11 protein-coding genes are annotated in these 11,977 nt (G+C 44.5%); 2 read left to right on the forward strand and 9 right to left on the reverse strand.

The window, feature by feature from the left end; genetic code table 11:
• Positions 1-23: 23 nt before the first annotated feature.
• The 5 genes from ACO9K6_RS10770 to ACO9K6_RS10790 form a co-directional block, all read right to left on the reverse strand.
• Positions 24-1,238: an ROK family transcriptional regulator gene (locus ACO9K6_RS10770; RefSeq protein WP_424767641.1), complete on the reverse strand. Its 1,215-nt coding sequence runs from the start codon at positions 1,236-1,238 to the stop codon at positions 24-26.
• A gap of 265 nt (positions 1,239-1,503) precedes the next feature.
• Complete coding sequence (locus ACO9K6_RS10775) at positions 1,504-2,670, reverse strand: levoglucosan dehydrogenase (protein WP_424767563.1); 1,167 nt, start codon at positions 2,668-2,670, stop codon at positions 1,504-1,506.
• 26 nt (positions 2,671-2,696) lie between these two features.
• On the reverse strand, positions 2,697-3,902 hold the full coding sequence (locus ACO9K6_RS10780) for a substrate-binding domain-containing protein (RefSeq protein WP_424767564.1): 1,206 nt from the start codon (positions 3,900-3,902) through the stop codon (positions 2,697-2,699).
• Between the two features lie 28 nt (positions 3,903-3,930).
• A complete protein-coding gene (locus ACO9K6_RS10785) occupies positions 3,931-4,746 on the reverse strand; it encodes a sugar phosphate isomerase/epimerase family protein (RefSeq protein WP_424767565.1) in 816 nt (271 codons plus the stop codon).
• A 334-nt stretch (positions 4,747-5,080) separates the two neighbouring features.
• A complete protein-coding gene (locus tag ACO9K6_RS10790) occupies positions 5,081-5,698 on the reverse strand; it encodes a cyclase family protein (protein ID WP_424767566.1) in 618 nt (205 codons plus the stop codon).
• Positions 5,699-5,795: 97 nt separating this feature from the next.
• Between ACO9K6_RS10790 and ACO9K6_RS10795 the strand changes: the two genes are divergently transcribed.
• Entirely contained in the window at positions 5,796-6,461 is a 666-nt protein-coding gene (locus ACO9K6_RS10795; protein ID WP_424767567.1) for an SIMPL domain-containing protein, read from the forward strand.
• A gap of 77 nt (positions 6,462-6,538) precedes the next feature.
• Here the strand turns inward: ACO9K6_RS10795 and ACO9K6_RS10800 are convergent, their stop codons facing one another.
• Positions 6,539-6,874 (reverse strand): NIPSNAP family protein, encoded by a 336-nt coding sequence (locus ACO9K6_RS10800; protein ID WP_424767568.1) that lies wholly within the window; start codon positions 6,872-6,874, stop codon positions 6,539-6,541.
• A 301-nt stretch (positions 6,875-7,175) separates the two neighbouring features.
• Between ACO9K6_RS10800 and ACO9K6_RS10805 the strand changes: the two genes are divergently transcribed.
• Positions 7,176-7,475, forward strand: a complete 300-nt coding sequence (locus tag ACO9K6_RS10805; RefSeq protein ID WP_424767569.1) for a putative quinol monooxygenase — start codon at positions 7,176-7,178, stop codon at positions 7,473-7,475.
• A 246-nt stretch (positions 7,476-7,721) separates the two neighbouring features.
• On the opposite strand, the gene ACO9K6_RS10810 is transcribed toward ACO9K6_RS10805, so the two are convergent.
• From ACO9K6_RS10810 to ACO9K6_RS10820, 3 genes are all read right to left on the reverse strand, one after another.
• Positions 7,722-8,990, reverse strand: a complete 1,269-nt coding sequence (locus tag ACO9K6_RS10810) for an ATP-binding protein (protein ID WP_424767570.1) — start codon at positions 8,988-8,990, stop codon at positions 7,722-7,724.
• Between the two features lie 425 nt (positions 8,991-9,415).
• On the reverse strand, positions 9,416-10,810 hold the full coding sequence (gene thrC / locus ACO9K6_RS10815) for a threonine synthase (RefSeq protein ID WP_424767571.1): 1,395 nt from the start codon (positions 10,808-10,810) through the stop codon (positions 9,416-9,418).
• Positions 10,811-10,917: 107 nt separating this feature from the next.
• Positions 10,918-11,574, reverse strand: a complete 657-nt coding sequence (locus ACO9K6_RS10820; RefSeq protein WP_424767572.1) for a pentapeptide repeat-containing protein — start codon at positions 11,572-11,574, stop codon at positions 10,918-10,920.
• Between the last annotated feature and the right edge of the window lie 403 nt (positions 11,575-11,977).

Raw genomic sequence — 11,977 nt, forward strand, 5'->3', positions numbered from 1 at the left:
TCATTTGCGCTGTCATCGAACGATTAACTCTTCAACGTTTTCGATTGCAAATAGGTATCTGGATTATTATCTGTATAGTTAATAATAAGTTCGTCAATCGTCATGAAGGCGCCGCCGATCAGTCCTGTCATTTTACCGAGCGCATCTTTGTTGATCTGCAAATTACGCGTTGCAAGCGGCAATGAGCGCTGATAAATTCCTTGACGAATGGAGGCTAGCAGTACGTCACCGAACTCAGCCACTCTTCCGCCGATCGAAATTAATGACGGATTGGCAAAATTGACGATTGAAGCGATCACGCGGCCAATCATTGCTCCGCTCTCGCGGATGAGCTCGACCGACAAAGGGTCAAGCTGTTTGATACCGATACCAATATCCCTCAGCGTGAGCTCGCCCTTTTCTTCCAGAACGCCAAGCAAATAATTGCTCCTGCCTGTTAGAGCTAGCTCCTTAGCTCTGGCTGCAATCGCTTTACCGCCGCATATCGCCTCGAGGCAGCCCTTATTGCCGCACCAGCAAAGCACATCCTCGCCCACATCAAAATGCCCGATATCGCCGGCACTGCCGTTTGCGCCGCGAAACAGCTTGCTATCAAGAATAATGCCTGCACCGATGCCCGTGCCAATCTTAACATAAATCAGGTTTTCTACCTCAAAATTCAACCCTTTGGCATACTCGCCAAGCGCCATAATATTTACGTCATTATCGACATAGCATGGGCAATCGAAGTGCTGAGACCAGAAATCTCTTATCGGATAACGGTCCCAGCCTGGCATAATTGGAGGTGAAATTGGCCGTCCCGATGAAAATTCCACAGGACTCGGAATTCCGATACCGATCCCCATGATGGTTTCTTTGCCTATACCCGTATGATTCATGAGACGGCTCACCATATTGTACATATGCGTCAGTGTATCCGCAGGGTGCTTGCTTAGATCAATATCATCTCGATCCGTATGTAAAATGTTACAATCAAAATCACAGATTGCGACGCGCACACTGGACGAACCGACTTCGAAGGAAATGACATGTCCCGCATTTTTATTCAAAGCATAGAGCCTAGGCTTTCGGCCTCCGCTAGAGGTTCCGATCGTAGAGACTTCAATTAAGTTTTCTTTCTGCAATCGATCAATATGATCGGAAACGGCCGTCAAAGAAAGACCCGCTTCCGTGGCGATCTCCATCTTGGTCATGGAATGCTTCGCTCTTCTAATGATTTGGAGAACGTGTGCGGTCATAGCGAGCACTTGTACTTTCACCACTTTCGTTTTGTCATGCTGGAAGCTCGCCAGAAGTAGACGATGACAAATGTAAAAAAAAAACGCTTGTATGTGATTAACAAGCGTTGCAGTCGGTAAAAATAACAACTTCAGGCAAACTATCCATTACTTCTACTATACCATCAATATTAAAAGCTCTACAAGACAACTTTTCGTGTAGATCAAATATTATTGCGTAGATGAGTTGGGAACGGCAGTGCGTCCCAACTCCCTGAATTAATAGTTATTCGACCGTACTCACCCATCTGCCGCTATTCGCGGATTCCAAGATCGCATCGGAAATAACATGTATGCGATACCCATCGTGGAAGTTAGGCGAAACTTCCGTATCATTGACGATTGCGGAAATAAAATCATGCGCTTCAATGATTTTTGTCTCGCCATAGCCGATACCTAAAGCTGGAATTGGCCATAATGCTGGACCGTTCGGATGAGCGGGTCCTGTATAAATCGTACGGAAGCCGCGTCTGTCCTCTGGATCATCCGAGAAGCAGACTTGCAGCTCATCACGGCGTTCATAGTTAAAGCAGATGGAGCCTTTGTCGCCATGAATTTCAAACGTTAGAAAATTATTTCTGCCCCATGCGTTGCGTGTCGCTTCAATGCTGCCCACAGCTCCGTTCTCAAAACGGATCAGCGTGCTGATCTCATCGTCAACGTCAACAGCCGCTTTCTTTACATCGCCGGAAGACTTAACCGTACCCAGCTTATCTACTGGACCCGAAGACACTGGACGCTCTTTAATCCAAGTATTGGCTGTTCCCATGACCTCGGTAATTTCACCAACCAAATAACGGGCGAAATCGATAACATGCGTGCCAATATCACCAAGCGTTCCGGAGCCTGCAATATCCTTGCGGAAACGCCAGGACAACGGCGAATTCGGGTCTGCCGACCAATCCTGCAAATACGTTCCACGGAAGTTCAGAACGTTGCCGATTGCGCCTTCTTCAATATATTTCTTCGCCAGTGTAACGGCAGGTGTACGGCGGTAGTTGAATGCGACCATATGCTTCACACCAGCTGCGGTTACCGCATCCAGCATCTGCTTCGCTTCTTCCGTCGTTCTTGCCAGTGGCTTCTCGGAAATAATATGTTTGCCTGCTTTGGCAGCGGCAATCGCAATTTCCGCATGTGTGTTATTCGGTGTAACGATATCAATAATATCAATGCTTGGATCTTCGACAATACGTCTCCAATCCGAGGAATAGGTCTCAAAGCCATAACGGCTTGCTGCTTCCTTAGCCAAATCATCATTAATGTCTACAACAGCTTTACGGTAAGGAATGGCTGGCGCCGGCCAGAAGAACATTGGCATGCCTGCATAAGCTAGGGAATGTGCCTTCCCCATGAACCCTCCACCGATCATTCCTACATTTAATGTACGCATCGTTTTCTCTCCTTCTCTATCTTTCCTTATTTTGCTGCATCCAGAATAACTTGAGGAGCATCAGTTTGATATACGGTTTTCCAAGATTCCAAAATATTTTCTTGATTTACTTGCAGAGCCGGAACCGCTACATATGGAGGCGCTTCTTTACCGAGCAAGGAATAAGCAGCCAGAATCGCTTCCGCAACGCCTTGGTCGTAAGGCAACTGCGCGCCCAAGCCTTTAATCATACCGCCTTTGGCGATATCAAGAGCAACGTTAGTACCTAAGTCAATTGTAGAAATAGCCAAATCATTTCTTCCAGCGGAACGGGCAGCAGCAAGCGCGCCTTCAGCCGGTACGTCCCAAACCACGAACATACCTTTCAAATTCGCATTTTTAGTAAGCTGTGCAGCAGCAACCTTCTCACCGTCATTCGGGCCGGCGATTCCGCCGCGATCTACAATCTTAATATTAGGATACTCTTCTTTAATCGTTTTTTCAAAGGCATCGGTTCTTTGCTTTGTTACAAAGAAATCAGCATCATGATAAATCACGCCTACTTCGCCTTCTTCGCCGATTGCTTTCGCCAAAATATGTGCAGCTTCTACGCCGTTGCCATAGTTATCGGCTGAAACGACACTGACATAATCTTTACCTGCTACCAGTCCGTTAGCCTTATTGTCCATGAACACAATTTTAACGCCTGCATCAGCAGCCTTCTTAAAAATATTAGCTGTCGATACAGCATCGACCGGGATACTAACTAGTATGTCAGGTTTTTTCGCAAGAATCGTCTCGATGTTAGCAACCTGTGTTTCTGCTTTAAAGTTAGCGTCGGTTGTTGCAACGATTTCGATATTCATTTTAGCAAAAGTATCTTTCAGACCCTTAAGCTGTGCTGTGGACCAGTCATTACCAGCGTAATGCATGGAGATTGCCGCTGTGTAATTGCCTTCTTTAATCTTATCAACCTCTTCTGCCGTCAACTGAAGCGTCTTAGCGGAAACCGCGCTTTCACCGTCCGGACCTTTGCTCAAAATTTCTTTATCCGGCAAAGCTTGATTAATGGTTATTGGTTCGCTTGCTTCAGCCGGAGCTGCTGTTTCTTCGTTCGTCGTGCCGTTATTTGCGGACCCTTCATTCGATGCGGCCGGAGCTTCGTTACCGCCAGTATTGTTCGTACCGCAAGCCGCTAGCGCTAAGCTGAAAACAACCAGTAAAGAAATCATAACAAAAGAAAGTTTTCTCATTGTCGTTATGCCCCCAATATATAATGTATTAAATCAGATTAAGCTGGTCTTTCAAATACGTCTTGCTAATCTTTGCACCTTCAAGCGGGTTTCCATAACTATCCAGCTCTACTGTAATCCAGCCAGCATATCCACTTGCCTGAAGCACCTCCAGCATATCTCCAAACCGCTGTCGGCCTTCCCCTAGAGGCAAAAAAGCACCAGAGGCGTAATCCTTGAAGTGCACATAAGGAATACGGTCTGCATATTTTTTAATGATGGCAACCGGATCGCCGCCACCCGCTTCGATATGCGCTGTATCCGGGCACAAGCCGATGGAGGTAAGCTCCATAAGACGGTCTAGCTGGTCGGGTCCCTGTGTAATCGTACCCAGATGAGGATGGTAGGTTGCAGTTAGGCCATAACGTGCTGCCGCTTCAGCTGCAAGGTCAAGTCCTTTGGCTAGCGCTGCGTAGTCTGTTTCACGAATACCGCTTGCGCGAATTGCTCCGCCTCCGAGCACCAAATACTCTGCTCCCGCTTCAGCCGACAACTTCGCCACCTTCTCTATTTTGGCAAGCTCCTCCACCAAAATGTCCTCGTAGATGAAGTTTGCACCGGTATATACACCGATCAGTGACAAGCCATTGTCCTCCAGCAGCTTGCGAAACTCATCCAATCGATTCTCGTATTGCATCAAGTTACCGTCAAACAGCTCAATCCCCTTATATCCCGCTGCAGCGATATCAACAATCGCTTGTTCCGTGGAACCATTCGCGAGATAATACAGATCTTTAACTGAAGTAACCCCGGCTGGATGTCCAACGACTCCACCCCATGTGTTTGTCTGATAGCCTAACTTCATGGTTTAACCCCTTTCCAACAAAATCCCCTTTTGCTGCATACTAAGCCTGCCCGGTATTCTCCAGTTTCACCTCCTGAGGCTAATCTGATTCAACGATGGAATACTAAACTTTGACACAGACAATTAAGCGCTTTCAAAACGACGGTATAACTCAACCACTTTTAACTGCCAACACTAACATAAAACTTTTAATGTTAAAAGTTCTGGTCTTAGTTAATGTATGTTTGAGCTTAGATGCGTCTTTAATAGCAGTATAGAAGATAAGTAAAGCTTAAAATAGTCGAATAATTTAACATGGAGAGATGAACTTTTTAGCACTTAGGAGGAAACGCCATTATGACTTCACCCGCGCAATAACGCGAGCAACGGCAGAATCTGCTTTGATATACAACGGAAGAGCAATAATTTCAAATGTTTTGACATGCAGCAGTGCTGCTACATTAGCTAGGTTCTCAATAATTAGAATTTTATTCAGGAACAATCGCTTATGGATAGCATAAGGCTCTTTATCCGGCGATGGTGTATCCAGCCCTACCATTTTCACTCTTTTTCTAACCAAAAAATCGGCAAATGCCGCTGTCAACACAGGGTAATCGGTAAAATAATCCGGCCTTCCGTATCGTTCACCGCTGCCCGTGTACAGAATGACGATCTGACCCTCTCGAACCAGCTGCTCGTATTGCTCCTTATAATCAACCGAAGGCTCCCCGGATACATCGAGCAAGCAGCCGTCACCAATAAAGGTGTCAATCAGGAACTCATTTAAATATTGATTGCAATCGAGCAAATGCATAGGGCCATCTATGTGCGTGCCAGCATGCATATTAATCGATAGCTGATGATTGTTGTAGAAATCCTTGTGAAAATGTTTGGATTGCACCAGTTCCGTCTCCTCATCGCCTGGGTATACAGGCATCCCCGTCTCAATAAGACGAGTAAGATCAATAATCATTCTTCTGAGACTCCTCTCCGTTTAAGAAAATACGAATTTCAGGCGCAATTGACTCATACATTAATTTGACAATCCTTGTTGAGAAAGGAGTTTGCTGATGTATATTCATTCATCTGAAAACACGCCTTCTTCCAGCTATTCAAAATGCCCATTTACCATTGAAGTTCTTGGTGAGGGAACGGTCGCAGCTGTGCCAGACCGAGCGGTGGTCGTGCTGGGAGCCGCAACAGAAGGTGCTGTTCTGCAGACGGTACAAAGTGATAATGCGCAAATCGTTACAAGCTTGATTGAATCGCTTATGGAGCTAGGCATTCCGAAGGAAAAGATACAAACCTATGATTTTCGAATCGAGGCCCAGTACGATTACATCGAAGGGCAGCAAGTCTTTCGGGGCTATAAAGCAACCCATCTTCTGCAAATGACAATCGACAATATAGAAGACACCGGTCTCGTGATTGATACGGCCGTATCAAACGGCGCGAATAGCGTGACAAGCATTCAGTTTACGGTTGCGCAGCCGGCCATTTACGAGAATGAGGCATTATCGCTTGCCATACACAATGCACGGCAGAAGGCCGAAACGATCGCAGCTGCACTCAGCGTCAAGCTTGCCGCGATTCCCTGCCAGGTTCAAGAGCTTTCTCGAACCGCAGAACCGCAGCCTTTCAGCGCCTCTCTGCATATGCAAAGCGCGGCCACACCAATTGAACCCGGGGAGCTGTCTTTATCCGCTTTTGTCCGCGTGTGGTATTTGTTCGGTTGAGGAAGACTCCAACACCAATGGATGCTCTTCCTTTTCTTTTCGAAACGAAGCAACATCTCGTTTGGAGTCTCCCTCTTCTATAAAGGCAACTGTCTTCCAGCCTTAAAAAACTCCGCTCGCTTCATAAAGACTTCCTCAATATTTTGCACAATGGGTCCGTTTTCTTCCGACTTCCGTTTTACCTCGATCCATTCCGGATCATTTCTGAAGATATCCCACTTATCCGTCCTCTCGTCCATATCTGCGTATTCCAATATGTAATACAGCTTCGGAGCATCAGTCGTATCCACCCAGAAATCGGTTACCTTCATTTCCAAGCGCTCAAAAATACCAAGCGTATGATTCGAAAAACGCTCATGGATCGCGTCTAATTTTTCTGGAAACATCGTGTATATACGGAGCTCGTACAGCATACCAATCAACTCTCCCTTTTCCTATTTAGTGGACTAATTATATCATAATCAAGACCAAATTAACGAACGGAGCGTATTCAGACTGCAATCCGGAAGGCTGTCATCGGAATCGGAGCGATTGACGGGATTACGCTTCAGCAAATGATTACATACAGCATTATCTATAGATCTAAAATGAGCAAACGCTTCGCTTACATGGCTATTCCGACTAAAAAGTTAACCCTTCAAGCTAAATAGTTATACTATACTCGTTCGGATGGGTAGACTATACTAGAAAAAAACAGTATGTGGAGGAATAAATATGATCGTATTCGCAGCTACTTTAACGGCTATGTCAGGTAAAGAAAAGGAGCTTGAAGAAGCTCTCGTTCATATGGTATCCAAGGTACAGGAAGAGGATGGCGCTGTCATCTATACCCTTCTTCGAGCAAAAGATGATCCAAAGCAATTTACCGTATATGAAAAATACAAGGATCAAGCAGCACTTGACCACCATGATTCAACGCCTTACATGAATGAATTTCGCGCGAAGCTTGATTCTCTTCTAGGCGCAGAAATAACCGTTATTCATTATGAGGAAATCGCGGCTATCAGCCGTTAACACAGCAACAGGCGGCCAGCATTTATACTGGCCGCCTGTTTTTTGGCTATCGTTCCCTTAAGTATGTATGTTTCTTATCTATCCGAATTATGTTTCATTTTAAAATGACCCTATCGGTACGACATCAAGCATAGATTTATAGCGCTATTATCATTATTCCTCACACTGTGCTGCTATTTCAAATTCACCCTAATCCTCATTTTAATATCCCGACATATATTTTTCTCTTTTTAATTTCCATTTATATTACGATGTTCCATTAGGAAAAGTAATCATAAACCTTGTGCCCTGCCCAATCTTGCTTTCTACATTAATGACTCCGCCCATATGTTGAACACCGCTATAGGTGACCATCATACCTAATCCCGTTCCTTGCGTTTTCGTTGAGAAATAGGGTTCTCCTAATCGACGAATTTGTTCTTTGTCCATGCCAACGCCTGTATCCTTAATTTCAATGCTAATTTTATCAATTGTACCAATGATGGCAATCTCTACTTTACCATTTGGAGGAGTCGCCTCAAGCGCGTTCTTCACTACATTAAGCATACACTGTCGAAATAGACCCGAATCGCCTAGCATATGACGTTCATACGTTATGGTTGGACCTATTAAAGTTACACCTTTATTCAAAGCATAGGGCTCCATTAATTTGACGACCGAATCCAATTCCTCATATAAATGCAGTAATTTGATCTCAGACGGTCTTTGTTTTGCAAATTGGAGGTATCCGCTAATAATGGATTCCGCTCTGTCGAGCTCCTCTAGAGTGATTGCGATATATTCTTTACGCTTTATAGGATCTATGTGATCATTTCGCATTAGCTGAATGAAGCCTCGGACTGCTGTTAATGGATTTCGAACCTCATGAGAGATGCTCGCCGCTAATTGACTTACGATTTCCGTTTTTTCTTGGTGGGCTAATTGCTGTCGTATAATGTGGTTTTTACGAAGCTGCTCGATAGCCAAAAGAAGCATGATGATTCCCACACATTGAAAAAGAGTAAGAGCAAGAAGGGATTTCAGAACTTTAAAAATAATTTGGGGAGTATACGTATCAATAAAAAGAGTAAAGATCGAAAAGGTAATAGCGCTGCCAATTAAGGCAGCCATCGATCCAAGGACTATTCTCTGAAGCGAAGTCGTAAACTTATGTTTACGATATACATGCACGATCACCATTAGACAGGTCAGTATAGAATTGACCCAAAAAGCTCCGAATGCCCCTTCACCCCCCAAATAAAACCGGTAGCCGATCAGCACTAGAAATGATGAGATCAAAGAATATAACCCGCCATACAGACCGCTTAAGATTAAAGGAATCTGTCTCAAATCAAATATATGTCCACTTCTTAGAGTATCTAGAGGAAAAGACATACAGAGAATAATCGCTAAACCTGAGGCTGCCCCAATAAAAAGCTTTTGTTTGTTCCGGAGCTTCGGTTCAAACAAATGATATATGAAGATAGGAAAAAACAATATTAACATATTAACTGAAAGTTCTTCAATAATCTCCAAAAGGCAGCCTTCTTCCCGATAATAAGTTGGTTTCCATATTACATATGTCTCCAAATTTTTCTTTCATGAATTTTATTCTACGAAAACTCGCTAAAACCTTCATTTTGAAAGTGTTTTTCATCATCATATAACGGATTGTCGACACGCAAACGAAATACCATACCATATTATACTTAAATTGTAATATTAACATTATATTTAAACATTTTCATTAAAGGGATTCATGCGTAAATTGGGATAGACCAATAATCAGAAAATAAAACACTGCGGCAGCCTGGAACTTGAAAATAATGTTCTAGACCGCCGCTGCTGTTTATTTCCGACTACGATTGGCATCCGGTAATTTGATCAACTTTGAAAATAAAATAGGCTGCGGCAGAAGGTATTATCCTTCATGCCGCAGCCTTTTTCATCTAGCTATTTACTTACTTCGTATTATAGAACGCGACAAGCTCACGAACAACGGCCTCTAACGATCCGTCAACGCGTGTCTGACGCTGAGGTTTCTCGAACAATGCCGAGATTTGCTCCGGGAACTGCTGCTCAATGCCGCAAAGCTCGATCGCTTCATTGAATTTCGCAGGATGAGCCGTGGCGAGCGATACCGTGATTTCCTGCCCGTTCTCGTATTTATCCGCTGCAGCAACGCCGCAGGCGGAATGCGGATCAAGCAGATAACCTGCCGCTTTATATTTTTTGATTGTATCTAGACACTCTTGCCCTTGAACGCCATGCGCACCGAATTCGGCTTGCACCCTGCTGAGCGCTTCGCCGGAAATGACGATTTGCCCTTCCGCTTTGAACTGGTCCATCAGCTTGCGGATTTGTGCAGCATCCTCGTCAAGCACATAGTACAAGTAGCGTTCGAAGTTGCTTGCCACCTGTATATCCATCGATGGGCTGTACGTCGAGCGGAAGCCGCCCGGCTTATACACGCCCTCAAGGATAAAACGCTCCAAAATATTATTTTCATTCGTAGCTAGAATGAGCTTGCCGACAGGAAGCCCCATCCGCTTCGCTAAATAACCTGCAAATATATCGCCAAAATTCCCTGTAGGTACGCTAAAATTCACCTGCTTCGCGCCAGTTTGCTTCGTGATCTGTAAGTAAGCATAAAAGTAATACACCGTCTGTGCCATAATGCGTACGAAGTTGATCGAGTTAATCGCCGCAAGATGATTCGTCGCCTTGAAATCCAGATCCGCGAACAAATCTTTAATCATACGCTGGCAGTCATCGAAGTTGCCATCAACCGACAGGTTCAGCACGTTATCGTCCTGCACCGTCGTCATTTGCAGCTCCTGCACCTTGCTTACTTTGCCATGCGGATGCAGAATGCAGATTTTAATGCCATCTTTGCCCTTAACGCCTTCGATGGCCGAAGCGCCAGTGTCTCCTGAGGTTGCGCCAAGAATATGAATCTTCTTATTCTGTTTAGTCGCAACGTACGTATACAGCTGACCCATAAATTGCAGCGCGATATCCTTGAAGGCAAAGGTCGGACCGTGGAACAGCTCAAGCAAAAAGAGATCGTCCTTCAGCTTCCGGACAGGCGTTACCTCCGGATCACGGAAGGTCGAATAGCTCGCGTATACGAGATCCTTCAAATCCTGCTCCGGAATTTCTCCATTCGTATATAACGAGAAAATAGCAAGCACCAGCTCCTGATAGCTAAACTCCTGCCACTGCTTCAACGTTGCTGCGGAAACAACTGGAATTTCGTTAGGAACCAGCAAACCTCCGTCGTCTCCAAGACCCATCATAAATGCATCGATAAATCCTATTTTTCCTACATTCCCTCTTGTACTGATGTATTCCATCTGTAAATAGCCTCCTACCTGCACACATTCATCATATTGGTTAACTAAATCATATCATCGTTTGCCATAATAATCGAATCTTTTCCTAACCGTATACCATTTTTTATTCACTCATCGCCTTTAACGACTAATCCGAAAATCCTCGCGAACGTCATCGACTGTTCAGGAGATATGATACAGCGTCTGAGATCCTCAAGAGAAGCGCTCAGGCTGTTGAATTGACAGCTGCTAATATCGATGCCGCCAAGCTTTGTTTGCGATAGCTGCGCTTGATCGATATTCGTTTCGTAAAAGTAAACGTGAGACAGCGTCATATTGGACATATCCGCTTTGGCGAGCGAGCTTTTCTCAAGCTTGAAACCCTTGGCATTCACGAAACGCAGGACCGCATAATCCGCGACGCAATGCTCTAGCAGCACGTTCCGCAAGGTAGAGCCGGTAAGATCCATGCCCAGCAGCTTGCAATTATGAAAAGAGACTCTATGCAGAATCGCTTCGCTCAGATCCATATTGGATAAATCACAATTTTCAAAACGGACATCAGTCATTTCCGCTTTTCGCAGGCTCGTTCCACGAAATGCCACATTCCTAAAAACGACGCGGTCCAAATAGAGCTTATAGGCCGATTGATTATGAATGCCGCAATCTTGCATAATGCTGTCACTGATCTCCTGTTCATCCGTCCATTCATGATCAGACACAGAAAGTGACCTGAGATCGGAAGGGATTTTGGGAGCCTCTAGCTTTTCCTTTTTATTGGTCATGCTTTAACATCCGCCTTTGTGAAGAAGTTGCCACTACTTTTCATTGAAATCTTCTATTATCATAAGGAACATTTTCCATTGTATAATTTTCAAATTGATTATCGCCGTATGTCGCAATTTCCAGTACAACCACAGCATTCGTACACGTGGATTCTTTTATATTTTGATTATTCTGAGCTTGAACAATACGCTGAAGCAGCTTTTCTATTATATCATACACGTGTAAGTCACGATTGGACGAAATAGTACCGTAAGCAAGCCTGGCAGCGTCCGGTGAGATCATCGGCAATGAAGGGTATTGCCCGATGCCGATAATGACTTCTTGCTCATTACCATCTATAATGTGATAAATAGCGGCTCATTTTCAGGATAAATAACGTTATCACCCTTCTAGCCTTGTAAT

The organism is Paenibacillus praedii (assembly GCF_049725345.1).
In the GTDB taxonomy this organism is placed as follows: Bacteria; Bacillota; Bacilli; order Paenibacillales; family Paenibacillaceae; genus Pristimantibacillus.